General features: G+C 62.4%; 13 protein-coding genes. 8 read left to right on the top strand and 5 right to left on the bottom strand.

The genetic code is table 11. From position 1 onward, the window contains the following. Positions 1-3: 3 nt before the first annotated feature. Complete coding sequence (locus KHO33_RS10815; RefSeq protein WP_128576043.1) at positions 4-756, bottom strand: alpha/beta hydrolase; 753 nt, start codon at positions 754-756, stop codon at positions 4-6. Positions 757-942: 186 nt separating this feature from the next. After that, positions 943-2,070: a C45 family autoproteolytic acyltransferase/hydolase gene (locus KHO33_RS10810; protein WP_054033768.1), complete on the bottom strand. Its 1,128-nt coding sequence runs from the start codon at positions 2,068-2,070 to the stop codon at positions 943-945. A gap of 239 nt (positions 2,071-2,309) precedes the next feature. On the opposite strand from KHO33_RS10810, the gene KHO33_RS10805 reads away from it, so the two are divergent. Next, positions 2,310-3,188 carry a LysR family transcriptional regulator gene (locus KHO33_RS10805; RefSeq protein ID WP_234475215.1) on the top strand — a complete coding sequence of 293 codons (879 nt, stop codon included), beginning with the start codon at positions 2,310-2,312 and terminating at the stop codon, positions 3,186-3,188. A 29-nt stretch (positions 3,189-3,217) separates the two neighbouring features. Here KHO33_RS10805 and KHO33_RS10800 read toward each other — a convergent pair whose 3' ends face one another. Further along, positions 3,218-3,892, bottom strand: coding sequence for a helix-turn-helix domain-containing protein (locus tag KHO33_RS10800; RefSeq protein WP_200565106.1), 675 nt, complete (start codon positions 3,890-3,892; stop codon positions 3,218-3,220). A gap of 100 nt (positions 3,893-3,992) precedes the next feature. Here KHO33_RS10800 and KHO33_RS10795 point away from each other — a divergent pair, with 100 nt between their 5' ends. The 3 genes from KHO33_RS10795 to KHO33_RS10785 are packed head-to-tail and all read left to right on the top strand — an operon-like array spanning position 3,993 to position 8,099. After that, complete coding sequence (locus KHO33_RS10795; protein WP_054033772.1) at positions 3,993-5,279, top strand: MFS transporter; 1,287 nt, start codon at positions 3,993-3,995, stop codon at positions 5,277-5,279. A 15-nt stretch (positions 5,280-5,294) separates the two neighbouring features. Next, entirely contained in the window at positions 5,295-6,821 is a 1,527-nt protein-coding gene (locus KHO33_RS10790; RefSeq protein ID WP_200565107.1) for an amidase, read from the top strand. Between the two features lie 45 nt (positions 6,822-6,866). Further along, positions 6,867-8,099: an NAD(P)/FAD-dependent oxidoreductase gene (locus tag KHO33_RS10785; protein WP_054034236.1), complete on the top strand. Its 1,233-nt coding sequence runs from the start codon at positions 6,867-6,869 to the stop codon at positions 8,097-8,099. On the opposite strand, the gene KHO33_RS10780 is transcribed toward KHO33_RS10785, so the two are convergent. After that, the gene (locus KHO33_RS10780; protein WP_054033777.1) at positions 8,080-8,532 is read right to left on the bottom strand and encodes a cupin domain-containing protein; all 453 of its coding nucleotides are present in this window, start codon (positions 8,530-8,532) and stop codon (positions 8,080-8,082) included. The genes KHO33_RS10785 and KHO33_RS10780 overlap by 20 nt on opposite strands. A gap of 312 nt (positions 8,533-8,844) precedes the next feature. On the opposite strand from KHO33_RS10780, the gene KHO33_RS10775 reads away from it, so the two are divergent. From KHO33_RS10775 to KHO33_RS10765, 3 genes are all read left to right on the top strand, one after another. Next, positions 8,845-9,804: an MBL fold metallo-hydrolase gene (locus tag KHO33_RS10775; RefSeq protein WP_128576045.1), complete on the top strand. Its 960-nt coding sequence runs from the start codon at positions 8,845-8,847 to the stop codon at positions 9,802-9,804. An 18-nt stretch (positions 9,805-9,822) separates the two neighbouring features. Beyond that, complete coding sequence (locus KHO33_RS10770) at positions 9,823-10,860, top strand: CobW family GTP-binding protein (protein WP_200565108.1); 1,038 nt, start codon at positions 9,823-9,825, stop codon at positions 10,858-10,860. Positions 10,861-11,028: 168 nt separating this feature from the next. Beyond that, entirely contained in the window at positions 11,029-12,666 is a 1,638-nt protein-coding gene (locus tag KHO33_RS10765; protein ID WP_234475214.1) for a methyl-accepting chemotaxis protein, read from the top strand. On the opposite strand, the gene KHO33_RS10760 is transcribed toward KHO33_RS10765, so the two are convergent. After that, positions 12,590-13,495, bottom strand: coding sequence for a LysR substrate-binding domain-containing protein (locus KHO33_RS10760; protein WP_128575978.1), 906 nt, complete (start codon positions 13,493-13,495; stop codon positions 12,590-12,592). The genes KHO33_RS10765 and KHO33_RS10760 overlap by 77 nt on opposite strands. 198 nt (positions 13,496-13,693) lie before the next feature. On the opposite strand from KHO33_RS10760, the gene KHO33_RS10755 reads away from it, so the two are divergent. After that, positions 13,694-15,136 (top strand): N-acyl-D-amino-acid deacylase family protein, encoded by a 1,443-nt coding sequence (locus tag KHO33_RS10755; RefSeq protein ID WP_054034239.1) that lies wholly within the window; start codon positions 13,694-13,696, stop codon positions 15,134-15,136. The last annotated feature ends 50 nt before the right edge of the window (positions 15,137-15,186 follow it).

Below are 15,186 nucleotides of genomic sequence, written 5' to 3'. Positions count from 1 at the left end.
TGTTTATCCTCCGGCCCGCAGGGTGCGCAACGTCTGCGCAAAGAACTCCTGAACCACCTCGACGACCTGCATGCCGTTGTGGGCGATATTCGCCATCTCATCGAAACGCACGCGAACGCCGGCAGCCTCGAACGACGCCTTCAGCGTACGCAGCCGCTCCGGGCGTGTTGCGCCGGCATCGTTGATACCTGGCATATACATCGGGCTATCTTCGGATACCGTAATTTCCCAGGTTTCCAGATCCGCACGGCCCACCACCATCTGCACCGGCACACGCTGCAAGGTGGCCAGATCGAACGGCTTGCCGAAGTGACGCTCGAAACCACCCGTGCCTAGCCACCAGTCCTTCGTGTCGTCGAGCACGGTGACGTTGCCCGGTGCGCCGATCGACGCGGCCCAGAGCCGCTCCGGATGCGCGTACGCAAAGCGGTTCACGTACTGGCCACCGCCCGAATAGCCGAACAGTGCGAACTTGTCGAAACGCTTGCCATAACGCTCGCCCACTTCGGTCACCATGTCGAGCAGCACTTTGTCGTAACGGATATCGCCTTCGATCAGGCGCTTGAAGCCGCTGCGCTCACCATCGCCGCGCACACCGACCGGAAACAGCGGACACAGCACGATGCAGCGGTTCCAGCGGCCGAACGGCGCGAACGCATCGCGATACTGCGTGAACTGACGCCCCGTGCCATGCATCACGACGACCAGTTCGACGTCGTTGCCGGGTGTCAGGACTTCGGGCGGCACGTACAGCACGTACGGAAAGCGCGGATCGTGGCGACTCGCGTACACGGTGGTCGAGCCCAGGTCGTACAGCGCCTGCGCTTTCTCATGACCCGGAGCGGATCGCGTCTCTGCATTGAACATCTGTCATTCCTCTCTGACGATTTCAGCGGTCTCGTGCATGCCCCGCGTTGCGAGGCATACGTGTTTATTTACAACTCACGCCGCCTCGGCGAGCGGTTCGTGGTGCAGGCTGTAGCGGGTAAAGACCCGGTTGAGCGCGGGCAACGGCGCGACATCCATTTCCCCTGCGGCCGGCACCATGACGATCATCGCGACCGTCGCGGTCATCGTGTGACGTGTACCCGGGCGCGGCGGACGGCACACCGAAAACGGCGTGGCGAACGCATCGAACAGCGCGGCCTTGACCGCGTCGCGATCCACCTTCGGTGCGGCCTTCAGCAACTGACGCACGCGCCAGTCGCGGTAATAGCTGTCCGGCGAGCTCTCGCAACCGGTATCCAGCAGCTTGGTGCGGGCGACCGGGCTGATCCAATGGTTCGCATGCACGATCATCTGGTCGTCGTCCGGATAGATCGGGAAAGCTTCGTTCGGCGCGCATTCGAAATCGATGCCGAAGCCCTCGGCCATCCCGAGCATGATGTTGTTCGAACAGGATTTCGGCGTGATGGCGATTACCCGCAACGCGTTCGCGAACACCGGCTCTTCCAGCACGCGCCGGCGCAGCAGCGAGAGCGGCACGCCCAGTTGCGTGAAGTCGCGCTCGGACTCGAGATAGTTCGCGGTGATCGACACGCCCGCGGCATTGAGGCCGCTGCGTGCAAGACCGCCCGCTTCAACGAAGGTCAGGAAATCGGGGCCGTTATCGTTGCGTACGCGCAAGACGATGCCGGTATCGACGCAATCGGCCTTCCAGTCCCAGTTCTGCGCATGGATCAACTGTCCGGTCGACGTGCGCGACGGCAGCACCAGCACGCCGGTACAACCGTCTTCGTCGTCGGCTTGCAGCGCCATTTCGGCTCGCGCCTTGGCCAGCACCTCGGTACGGGCATTGATCATCACGATGTCTTCGAACAGCACTTCCGCACCGGTGGCGATGCCGCGCATCTCGTCCAGGTACTCCGGTTGAAATTCGCCGATGACCTGTTCGAGCGAGCGGATCAGCGCCGTCTGCGACGCTTCGCTGTAGCCGAGATTGCGCAGCGTCTGGCCGTAGCGCGATGCGCTTAGGCGCACCCGCGCCGCCGCCGCACGACCATATTGCAAGCCGCGCTCATACGGCTTGCCGGATACGCTGACGAATGGAAACTGCTGGATTTGCGACATGTGTGGGACTCCTCACCCTGGCTGCCGCCGAGGACATGACGCGGGGCTAAGCCCGCGCTGACGCCATCGGCCTGATTTGTGACAGATCGATTTTCATTGGCCACAAACAAAATAAAAAGCGTTATTTTCTTTACCGAAAGGAAAGAAAAATTTTCGTTTCGTGCGATCATGCGACGCGTGGAGACGGGAAAAAATCGTGCAATCCGAGCACGTCCCGAAGACCTTGGAGGAGATCCCGCATGAGTGAAATTCGAATGCTGCGGACGTTTCTCGCCATCGAGAAGCATGGGACCATGGCGGCCGCCGCCGATCGCATGGCGCTCACGCACGCCGCGGTCGGCGCGCAGATGCGCACGCTGGAGCGCGTGTGTCAGCGCCAGTTGTTCGACCGTAGCGGGCGCAGCATCCAGTTGAACGATGCCGGCCGCTCGATCATCGAGCAGGCGCGCATGGTGGTGGCCGCGTACGACTCGCTGTTGCGCGGCGTGGCCGACAAACTCAGCATCGAAGGTTCGATCACGATCGGCTCGACCGTGTCGTCGATGGGGTTTCTGGCGGCCAACGTGATCCAGCTACGGGTCCCCTACCCCGGCCTGAAGGTGCGACTCGCGCACGGTAGTAGCGGCGAACTGGAGCGCCAGGTGCGTGCCGGCGAGATCGATGCGGCGGTGATCGTCAGCGAACCCCGGGTGACCACGCTACCCGAGTTGTGGGAGCGCCTTTACGATGAGCCACTGGTGTTGCTGGTCAATCCAGCAATCGCCGCAGACGATGCGTCGGTGACCTCACTGCTGAAGCGTCACCCGTTCATCGGCTTCGAAGCGGCATCGCTGACAGGCACCCATGTGGCGAGCCTGCTTCGGCGGCTGCGCGCCGAGGTCAACCCTATTCTGGAAATGAATTCGATCGCCGCCATTGCCGATCTGGTGCGGCAGAACGTGGGCGTGTCGATCGTGCCGCGTTTGCGGCACGCCGCCTGGGACGAAGATCCGTTGTTGTCGGTGAGGCCGATTCCGGGCACGGCATGGCGCAGACATATTGGATGGTATGAATTCGGGCGGCAACCGCTGGCCACCGCGATCGTCAAGAATCAATTGCTCGCGGCGCTAGCCGAATAGCGGCGCCGCGCCGGGTGGCACTACGCCGCTCAGATGGCACCATTCGGCCGATGCTCATCCGTATCCACGCAGCACACCAACACCTCCGCATCTTCCTTTCCCAGGCTTAGGTAAACATGCCCAATCGAGCTGTCGAAATACAGGCTATCGCCCGGCACCAACTTGAACGACTTGCCTTTTTCAAAGCGCAATTCCAGTTGACCTGCCAGCACAAAGACGAACTCCTCGCCTGAATGCCGGATGTACTCCGGGAAGTCCGAGACGGCGCGGGCGCGAATGTGCGCGCGCATCGGCACCATCCGCTTGCCGGTCAGATTGTTAGCGAGCATGCCGTACTCGTAGTTCGGCGTGTCGTAGATCTCCTGTTTGCCGTTCGCCGTAAAGGACGGTTTCATCACGCGCGCCGGCTGATTGAGTTTGCGGCTGCGCCTGAAAATCGCGTCGAACTCCAGTTCAAGCGAATGTGCCAACGCCGCAAACTTGTCGTAAGTCAGGGCGATATCGCCGCGCTCGGCCTTTGAGATCGTCGACACGGCGATGCCGGAGCGCTCCGACAACTCCGTCAGGGTCAGCCCGCGCGCCTTGCGCGCCTGCCGCAGATGGCCGCCCACGAGCTTGTGGTCGAGCGCAGGCGGCGCCTCATGCGGCTCATGCGGCTCATGCGGCGCCTCGGCCTGGTTGTCCACGACTGCTGCTTTGGCCATTTCATTCACTTCCACAGAAAATTTTCTCATATACGAGAATTTATTTTTTCTCGTATATGATAACTCACGTCGATTCCACCCTTCCTGTGGGAACCCTATCGTGTCTACCCTTGCTCTGAGTAAGTCCGGTCTGACGAAAACCCACGTTATCACCGCCACGACGATCGGCACGGCGCTCGAATTCTACGACTTCACGATCTACAGTTTCTTCGCGATCCAGATCGGGCAACTGTTCTTTCCGGGCGCTTCGCCGGTCAATCAGTTCCTGCTGTCGATCGGCGTATTCGGCGTAGGTTTCGTGGTGCGGCCGCTGGGCGGAATCGTGATCGGCGCCTACGCGGACCGCGCGGGCCGCAAGAAGGCGATGGTTCTCACCATCATGCTGATGGCGCTGAGTTGCGCGATGATCGCTTGTGCGCCGACCTACGCCGTGGCGGGGCTCGCGGCGCCATTGATCGTGCTGAGCGCGCGCCTCATCCAGGGTTTCGCCGCAGGCGGCGAGTTCGGCCCGGGCACCACCCTGCTGGTCGAATATGCGACCGACAACACGCGCGCCTTCTTCGCCAGCTGGAACTTCGCGGCCACTGCCGCCGGTCTCGTGCTCGGTGCGCTCGTGGCCACGCTGATCAACGCCACGCTGCCCAAACAGGCGATCCTCGACTGGGGCTGGCGTATCCCCTTTCTGCTCGGCATCGTCGCCGCGCCGGCCGGCATGCTGATTCGCAAGCGGCTCGAAGAAACGCTCGCCGAGCGCAAGCCCGGCGAAGCACCGCCGCGCGGCGCGTTGAAAGCGGCGCTGACCACACATCTGAAGCTGACAATACTCGGCACGTTCGCCGAACTGGGCGGCTCCGTGTCCGTCTACATCACGGCGTTTTTTCTGCCGAGCCACGCGGTGCGCGCCTTGCATCTCTCGTCCACCGCGGCTGTCACGTCGGGCATTGTCAGCTCGCTCGTGTTGTTCGCTGCGGCGCCGCTGGCGGGCATGCTCGCGGACCGCTTCAGCCGCAAGCGCGTGCTGGTTATTTCGCGCGTCGTGATGCTGTTGCTGGTCTATCCTGCCTTTGCCTTCCTCAGCGCGCATCCTTCGGTGACCGCGCTGTGCATCGTATCGGCCGTACTCGCCGTGTTTGTCGCGGGGCAGATCGTGCCGGTGCTCGTGATGATCCCGGAACTCTTTCCAAAGCATGTCCGCGCAACGGGTATTGCGCTGACCTACGTAGTGAGCGCATCGTTCTTTGGCGGCTTCTCGCCGTTCATCGCAAGCTGGCTGGTCGCGCAAACCGGCAACCCGCTCGCGCCGGCCTGGTATGTGGCCGCCGCGTGCGCCATCTCGCTGGTGCCGGTAATCTGGCTGAAGGACCGTACGGGCGAAGCGCTCGCCTGATGAATCGAGGATGCAATGAGTCACGATAATGAACTGGTTGGACGCAGCGCCGTTGAGCTGCGCCGCATGATCGGCGCGAAAGAGATTTCGCCGGTCGAACTGCTCGACGCCTGCATTGCGCGTATCGAGGCAATCAATCCCGCAGTCAATGCCGTGACCGCGACGGACTTCCCGGCCGCGCGAGAAGCCGCGAAGCGCGCCGAAAAGCAGGTGCTCGACGGCGAAGCGCTCGGTTTGCTGCATGGCTTGCCGCTCGGCGTCAAAGACCTCGAAAATACAGCCGGTCTGCTGACGACTTATGGCTCGCCCATGTCGCGCGGCAACGTTCCCACGCAAGACGTGGTGCTGGTGGAGCGCCTGCGCGCCGCCGGCGCGATCGTCACCGCGAAGACCAACGTGCCGGAGCTCGGCGCGGGCGCCAATACGCGCAATCCGGTATGGGGCGCAACGGGCAATCCATTCAACACCACGCTGAACGCGGGCGGCTCGTCAGGCGGTTCGGCCGCCGCGCTCGCGTGCGACATGCTGCCGGTCTGCACCGGCTCCGACACCGGCGGGTCCTTGCGGATTCCGGCGTCGAAATGCGGCGTGGTGGGCTTTCGTCCGACGCCCGGCCTCGTGCCGAATTCGCGCAAGCTGGTCGGCTGGTCGCCGATCTCGGTGGTCGGGCCGATGGGCCGTACCGTCGCCGAGGCCTGCCTGCAGCTCGCCGCAACCGCGGGACTCTCCGCCGGCGATCCGCTCAGCTTTCGCGTCGACCCGCTGGACTTCGCGCGGCCTGACGATATCGACCTCAGCTCGTTGCGGGTCGGCTGGACAGAAGACTTCGGCAGTTGCGACGTCGACGACGAAATCCGCAAAGTGTTCCGCGAGCGCATCGCACTGATCGCGCCGTCGTTCCGTTCCTGCGAGCAGGTGAGCTTCGATCTCGGCGACGTACACCGTTGCTTCGACGTGATCCGCGCGGAGAGCTTCGTCGCTGGTCTGCACGACGCCTATACGCGCGATCCGAACCAGCTCGGACCCAACACGCGGGCGAACTACGAAATGGGCGCGAGCATGAGCCTCGGCGACAGCGCTTGGGCACAAGCCGAGCAGACCCGTATTTTCAAACGCTTCCAGAGTGCGTTCGAACAGTACGACGTAATTCTCTCGCCGACCACGCCGGTTTCACCGTTCCCCTGGCAACAACTGTACGCGGCGCAGATCGGCGGACGCGAACAGGACAACTACTATCGCTGGCTCGCGCTGACGTACGTCGTCACGCTCACGACGCATCCCGCCGTGTCGCTGCCCTGCGGGGTCGATCATGCGGGCATGCCGTTCGGTTTGCAGATCGTCGGCCCGTTTCATGTCGATCGGAAAACGCTCGCCGTCGCGCACGCCTTGGAACAGGTCTTCGATCAGTCGCCGGTCTTGCGCCGGCCGCGTCCCGATCTGTCGAAGCTCACGCAGGCTGATCCGTCGCTGAAGTCGATCGTGACGGCGCCGCCTCTTTTCAACGAGTCCGGCCCGAATGGCGCCGGCGTTTCAACGGTCTAAACGGCACTGTCGGCGTAATCGTCAGTCTGTGAGTTCATGAGCATGATGAAATTCGATACCGTCGTACTTGGCGCGGGCATCGTCGGCGTGTGCGTCGCCGTCCATCTTCAGAAGCGCGGCCAGCGGGTTGCGCTGGTCGATCGCAAGCCGCCCGGCAACGAGACGTCGTTTGGCAACGCGGGGTTGATCCAGCGCGAGGGCGTATATCCGTATGCGTTTCCGCGCGAACTCGGCACGTTGATGCGATACGCGCGCAACCGGTCGCCGGAGGTTCGATTTCACGCCAACGCGATGCTCAAGGCCGCACCGTTCCTGTGGCAATACTGGCGCAATTCTCATCCGGTGAAGCATGCGGCGATCGCGCGGTCCTATTCGACGCTGATCGAGCATTGCGTGAGCGAGCACCGCGCATTAGCCGCCGATGCCGGCGCGAGCGCATTATTGCGTCCGATCGGCTGGATGAAAGTGTTCCGCACCGAAGCGGTTCGCGACAGTGAAACGCGGCTTGTCGAGCAGTGGCATCGCGAATACGGCGTCGAATTCGAATCGCTCGACGCGGCGAGTCTGCAACAGACGGAGCCCGATCTCGACCGCAGCCTGATCGGCGCGTTGCGCTACACGGCATCCGATTCCGTCAGTGACCCGAACGCGCTCGTCACCGCTTACGCAAAATACTTCGAGAAGCTTGGCGGGCGTTGTTTGATCGGCGATGCGAATACGTTGCGCGATCATTGGGTGGTGGATACATCGGAGGGCGCCCTCGTGGCATCGTCGGCGGTGGTCGCGTTGGGCCCGTGGTCGGATCAACTCAGTGCGCGGCTGGGCTATCGCCTGCCGCTCGGCACCAAGCGCGGGTATCACATGCACTATGGCGCGCAGCCAGGCGCGCGTCTGAATCACCCGGTCCTCGATGTCGAACGCGGTTATCTGCTGGCGCCGATGGCCAAAGGTATCCGATTGACGACCGGCGCCGAAATCGCGCTGCACGACGCACCGAAGACGCCCAACCAGCTTGACGCCGTCGAGCCCTCTGCCCGCACGCTGTTCCCGCTGGCCGGGCGTCTGGACGCCGAACCGTGGATGGGCCGCCGCCCATGTACGCCGGACATGATGCCGATCATCGGACCGGCGGCAAAGCACAAGGATTTGTGGTTTGCATTTGGTCATGCGCATCACGGGCTGACGCTGGGTCCTGTGACAGGACGGCTGATCGCGGAGATGATGACCGGCGAGGAGACCCTTGTGGATACCCGGCCCTTCAGGGTGGACCGGTTCTAGCGGCCGGCACCAGCCCATACCTCGACATGACATCGATAAGCTTTGAGCGGTCGGGCGGCCCGCCGGCGCTTACGATTGCTCCGACATCACGAAAATACTGAGCGCCTATATCGGGCGTAAGGACGATCAGCGCGCGGGCCACGTCATTGTGCGGGTTGCTAAAGTGATGAACCGACCCACGCGGAGTAAACATCCATTCTCCCGGTACCAGGTCGCGGACCACTCCGTCGACCGAGTACCGAAGCATGCCCTCCAGCACGTAGACGCACTCTTCGTTGCGCGTGTGGCTATGTGGCGGTGGGACTTGTGAATCCGGTCCCACAGTCAGTTCGAAAACACCCATCCCACCCGTAGCAGTTCCATCAATCAGGTACTGAATGCTCAATTGACCAATGTTGATTGGTTCGATCGGAGTCGCGCCGTTAAGTGTCATTTTCGAACTCCTTTGGATTCAGGATTCTCGTCAGTCCACCAGCGTTGCAGGTAAGGGGCGTACCGCTTGCGGCGCGTCCGCCGACCAAACGGAACGCAACTCATCCAGGATTATGCGCCTCTCAAGGACATATTTCGTCCCGGAGCAACGACAGACCGTAACCGGCGGGACAGGGTCCGGATCCCGGGCATACTGGCCGATGTGTTGCCCGCAGGGGATTAACCCAGCAAAATCGAGCAGACCTCAACCAAAAATATCAGGAGAAACAGAACCATGAGTGATCAGCCGTTCGGACGTTCCCGTCGTGATTTCATGCGTATCGCCGTGACAGCCGGCACGACCGCGGCGCTGCCGTGGATGCAGGACGCCCAAGCGCAGTCACCAGCCAACTCCGCAACCACAGCACCCGTTGCGGGACATCCGGCAAAAGGCACGCAGCTGATCCTGCTCGGCACCAAAGGTGGCCCTACGCCGTCCGACCTGCGCGCGGCGCCGGCGAACGTCCTGGTGGTCGACGGTCAGCCCTACGTGGTCGATTGCGGCAACGGCGTCGCGCTGCAGTTGACCAAAGCCGGCATCAAGCTGCCGGCTATCCGTGACATCTTTCTGACCCACCATCATTCGGATCACAACGCCGACCTCGGCAACCTCGTGTTCCTCGCCTGGGCCACCGGCCTGCATACGCCCGTCAACCTGTACGGGCCGCCGCGCATGACAAAGATGATCGACGACTTTGTCGACATGAATGCGATCGACCTCGACGTGCGCATGCGCGAAGAAGGCCGCCCGCCGTTCCGCCCACTGATCAACATCCATGAATTCGACGGCCCGCGCCTCGTGATGGAAGACGACCGCGTGCGCGTCACCTCGACACTGGTCGATCACTACACGATCAAGCCGGCATTCGCTTACCGCTTCGAGACTCGGGACCGCACCGTCGTCTTCTCCGGCGATACGACCTACTACCCGGCGCTTGCCGAGTTTGCCAAAGGCGCCGACGTCCTGGTGCATGAAGTGATGTACCTGCCCGCGCTCGAAAAGCTGATGAAGACCGTCGACAACGCGCCGACGCTGCTCGATCACCTCATGAAGAGCCACACCAGCACGGAGCAGGTCGGCAAGATCGCCGCGGCGGCGGGCGTCAAAACGCTGGTGCTGAGCCATTTCGTGCCGGGCGGCGACCCAGCGATTACCGACGAGATGTGGGCCGCCGATGCGCGCAAGCATTTCGACGGACAGATCATCGTTGGCAAAGACCTGCAGGTTATTTGAGTGTCAGGAATAGCCACCATGCAATCTGCTGCGATTCCCTTGACGTTGCTGACTGGCTTTCTCGGTTCGGGTAAGACCACGTTGCTCAATCGCCTGCTGCCGCAACCCGCGCTGGGCCGTTGTGCGGTGGTGATCAACGAACTGGGCGCGATCGGTCTCGATCATCTGTTCGTCAGCACCTCACGCGATGAAACCATCGCCCTGCTGGAAAACGGCTGCCTGTGTTGCGGCGTGCGCGACGAACTGGCTGCGACCGTGACCGATCTGCTGCAGCGCCGCATGCGTGGCGAGATTCCGGCCTTCGAGCGGATTCTGATCGAGACCACGGGGCTGGCCCGGCCCGGCCCGGTGATCTCGTTGCTGCTGGGTGACCCGGCGCTTGAAGGTCGTTTGCAACTCGATGGCATCGTAACGACCGTCGATGCGAAACACGGCGCCGCGCAACTTGCCCGACATGAGGAGTCGCGTCAGCAGGTGGCCGTTGCGGACAGGCTGTTGCTGACCAAAGCCGAACTGGTCGATGCGCCCGCGCTGGCGGACCTCGAGGCGGCACTTGAGGCGCTGAACCCGGGTGCGCCACGCATCCCGGTGCACAACGGCGAGATTGACGCACAACAACTGCTCGACATCCTGACGCCGCGTGCCTTGCGGCCCTGGTTGCGTGTGGAGTCTTCGCCTGCGCCGCGCAAATCGCTGATGCGCGGTGCGACGGCGTCACGCGTGGCCCATCCGGACATCGACAGCTTCTGCCTGACTTACTCGCAAGCATTGCCGATGCAGGCATTCGAAACCGCGTTGACCGTGCTGCTCGGCTATCACGGCGAACGGATCCTGCGGGTTAAGGGGATCGGCAATTTCATCGGCGAATCCCGACCTGTCGTGTTCCATGGTGTGCAGCAGTTGCTGCATGAACCGCTACGGCTCGAAGCGTGGCCTGACGACGATCACACGACACGGCTCGTGTTTATCGTGCAAGGCCTCGCCAGGTCGGTGATCGAGGAGACGATCACGCATTTTCTGCGCGAAGCCGGAGTGGAGGCAGCGGCAAGCTGTTAACCAAGGGTTTCACTGGACGAAACTTTCGCTCACATCCGCCGATAACTCGAGCAGGAACCACCTGGATGACCGCCGGACAATCCACCGGCGCCATCCGGCGCGCCCATTCACGTGCCACTTCGCATGGCGGCCCTGCGCGGTTTCCATTCGTTTGCTCGAGGACTCAGGATGCACATGCTCAGTTTTAAGCAGAAGCTGTGGCTGCCGCTGATCATCAGCCTCGTCGCGTTGCTCGCCGTCTCCGTATCGGCGGCGTGGCAGTCGCGCGAGACGCGGATCGAGGAACGTAAGCACGACCTCACGAATATCGCGCACGTCGGGCTCAGCATCGTGACGGAGTATGCGGCACTGGTGCAAAGCGGCGCGCTGCCGGAGGCCGATGCCCGCAAGCAAGCACTCGAACGCCTGCGCGGCGTCCGCTACGGCGAAGACGGCTACTTCCTCGTGATCAACTCGAAGCCGCAGATGGTGATGCATCCGATCAAGCCGGCACTCGAAGGCAAGGATCTCGCGGGCAGCGCCGATGCCGACGGCCGCCATCATTACGTGACGTTCGCGTCGGCCGCTCAGGCGCCGGACGGCGGCTTCGTCGACTACGTGTTCCCGCATTCGGGTGCGGCGTCGACACAGGCGGTCGGCAAGATCGGCTACGTGGTGCGCTACGCGCCGTGGGACTGGATCATCGCGACCGGCGCCTATGTCGACGACATCGACGCTGCGTTCATGGCGTCGCTGTGGCTGATCGGCGGGATCTTCCTGGCAGTGTCAGCAGTACTCGTGACGCTCGTCGCGGTGACGAACCGCAGTATCGCGCGCACGGTCGGCGGAGACCCGGCCTATGCGGCGAATGTGGCGGAAGCGATCGCATCGGGGGACCTGACAGTGGCGATCCGCACCCGCGACGGCGACACGTCGAGCCTGCTGCACGTAATGCAGCGGATGCGCGACGCGCTGACGGGCACCATCTGCCAGATCAAGCACGCGTCCGACAACGTCGCGTGCGGCGCGAACGAGATCGCGAACGGCAATGCGGACCTGTCGTCGCGCACCGAGAACCAGGCGGCATCATTGCAGGAAACAGCGTCGAGCATGGAGCAGATGACAGCAATGGTCCGCCAGACTGCGGACAACGCGCGCACCGCCAGCGAGCTTGCGGCCGGCGCCGCGAAAATCGCGAACCGCGGCGGAGACATGATCACGCAGGCTGTCGCGGCGATGAAGGGCATCTCGAACGAATCGGGCCGCATGGTCGAGATCATCGCGACGATCGAGGGCATCGCATTCCAGACCAACATCCTCGCGCTGAATGCGGCGGTCGAAGCGGCACGCGCGGGCGAGCAGGGCCGAGGCTTCGCAGTCGTCGCGAGCGAGGTGCGCAGCCTCGCGCAGCGTAGCGCGACCGCGGCGAAGGAAATTCGCGAGCTGATCAGTCATGCGGTGGGCAGCGTCGGCAGTGGTGCAACGCTAGTCGAAAACACCGGTTCAACGATCGACGAAGCGCGCGACGCGATCATGCGTGTGACCGGCGTCGTGCAGGAGATCGCGGCGGCCGCGGCGGAACAGAGCGCCGGCATCGACCAGGTGAATCTCGCGGTCACGCAGATGGACAGCATGACGCAGCAGAACGCGGCGCTCGTCGAGCAGGCGGCGGCCGCGGCGCAGTCGCTGAAGGAGCAGGCGATGAGCCTGCAACGCGCGGCGGCGGCGTTTCAGGTGGGTGACGCTGAAGCTAGCAATGCCCCATTCCCTGCGACTCCCGCATCGTTGAAAACAACCAGTCCCGCAGCAGCGTCATCGGCACGCTAGGTTGCGTGTCAGGCGCCGAGGCGAGGTAGTAACCCTTCCCGGTTTTGATAAGCAGATCACACGGTGCAAGGAGCAACCCGTCGGCAAGATCGGACGCGGCGAATAACGGATCGCTGATCGTGACTCCCATCCCGCGCTTGGCGGCCGAAAGGGCCATGTAATCGGTGTCGAACTTCTGCACTCGCCCAAGATCCCGAGGCGTCATTCTGGCTGCCTTCCACCATCTGGGCCAGTCACTGCAATCGCCGGTCGGGTGAATCATCGTCATGGAGGCAAGATCTTCCGGCTTCATTGATCCACTACCGCCGGGGCACAACGCCGGGCTGCAAAGCGGCGTCAGCGACTCTTCGTGCAGCAGTTCGGCGTTATGGCCGCAATCTTCGCTGCTACCGTATTCGATCGTGTAATCGTACTCATCCCACCGTGCAATGGGCGACTCGGTCGACACCGTGGTCAAGCTGACCTTGATTCCTGGGTGTACGAGATAAAAGTCGCACAGCCGCGGCATGAGCCAGAGGAATCCGATTGAAGGATAGGTTTTGATACGGATCTGGTTTTGGTTGGTGTCTCGCATCTGCGCGACGGTTCGCGCGATCACCTCGAGCGCAGCCTGCGCACCGGCGAACAACGCCTCGCCCGCCGTGTTCGGCGCCGGCGTGCGTTTGCGGCGATCGAGCAATGGGAAGCCGAAAAACTCTTCAAGATTGCTGATCTGATGGCTAACCGCGCTTTGGGTCAGGTGGAGTTCGGCGGCAGCGGCGGTAAAGCTGCGAAGGCGAGTGACGGCTTCGAAAACCCGCAATGCGTGTAACGGCGGTAGTCGGTGCATTTCTAGGGTCCGGAAAGACTAAACCCCATTACAACGAGCCACTTCCGGTTTGTCAAACGACCTTCGCGAGACGAATTGCATGAAGCAGATCGATTGGAGCATGAGGAAGTTTCATTTCTTCCGGTCAATCGTCCCGTGCAAGATTCGCTAACCGACAGCGGCCTTTCCGGCCGCCGACACTCAATCTTGCCGAAATTGATGAACGCATTTGATACGATCATTCGTGGTGCATGCCTCGTTGACGGCACGGGAGCCGAGCCTTATGTGGCTGACCTGTTTGTCGTGGACGGGAAAATTGCTGCAATCGGCGCCTGCACCGGCGCCAGCGCAAACGAAGAAATTCAGGCACACGGACTTTTCCTCGCGCCGGGATTCATCGATGCCCATACCCACGATGATCTCCATGTCATCAACCACCCAGCAATGCTGCCGAAGATATCGCAAGGCGTCACCACCGTCGTGGTCGGCAACTGCGGTATCAGCGGTTCGCCGGTACGGTTAAGCGGCGAACCGCCCGATCCCATCAACCTTCTGGGTGACACGCTCGATTTCCGGTATCCGTCTTTCACCGCCTATGTTGAGGCTGTCAATCGCGCAATGCCAGCCGTGAATGTCGCCGCACTGGTCGGCCATACGTCGCTGCGCAGCAATCACATGACCGACCTTCGGCGTGCGGCAACCGCAGCCGAAATCGCAGCCATGAAAAGAGAACTGACAGACGCGTTGCGTGCGGGCGCCATGGGTCTGAGCACAGGCCTCGCGTATCGCAACGCACAGTGCGCACCGACAAGCGAAGTCGAAGCGCTCGCGGCAGCACTCGAAGACGTCGGTGGACTCTATGTCAGTCATATCCGCTCGGAAGACGATTCGATTCTCGAAGCCCTCGACGAGGCAGTCGGAATTGGCCTCACGGCGAACGTCGAGGTCGTGATTTCGCATCTGAAGTGTGCAGGTCGCCGGAACTGGGGGAGGAGCGCCGAGGTGCTGGAGCGCATTGGCAGCTTGCAGGCCGGTCGACGCCCCGGTTGTGACTGCTACCCCTATGCGGCAAGCTCCACCACGCTGGATCCCAATCTCGTCGACGAGGCGATCGAAATTCGCATTACATGGTCGACGCCGTGGCCTGACATGGCGGGGCGCACGCTGGCTGAGATCGCACGTCACTGGGACATTCCGCAGGTGGACGCGGCGCGGCGCCTCGAACCCGCGGGCGCTATCTATCATGAGATGCAGGAGTCGGACGTCCAGCGAATTCTCGCTCATCCGGCAACGATGATCGGCTCGGATGGCCTACCCAACGATCCCCGGCCACATCCAAGACTGTGGGGCACTTTCGCTCGAGTACTTGGCCACTATAGCCGCGAATTGAATCTCTTCCCTATCCAGGAAGCAGTGCGCAAGATGACTGGCCTGACTGCGCAACGTTTCGGTCTGAAAAAGCGTGGGGAACTCAAGCCCGGCTATTTCGCGGACCTGGTGCTGTTCGACGCACACCGGATTGCGGACCGTGCGACGTTCGAGGCGCCGACGCGCGCCGCGCGCGGCATCGAGGCCGTGTGGGTAAACGGTACGTTGTCATGGCGAGAAAGCGCCGCTACTGGAAAGCGGGCAGGGCGATTCATCTCGCACCGGTCTTTATGACTTCGCCAACCAAATGCACCTTGCACTCAAGTTGATAATTCGATTCCCAA

It is taken from the genome of Paraburkholderia nemoris, from assembly GCF_905221015.1.
GTDB classification, from domain to species: domain Bacteria; phylum Pseudomonadota; class Gammaproteobacteria; order Burkholderiales; family Burkholderiaceae; genus Paraburkholderia; species Paraburkholderia nemoris.
Note: the sequence above shows the minus strand (reverse complement) of the source record. Positions and strands in the feature narration are given on the sequence as shown.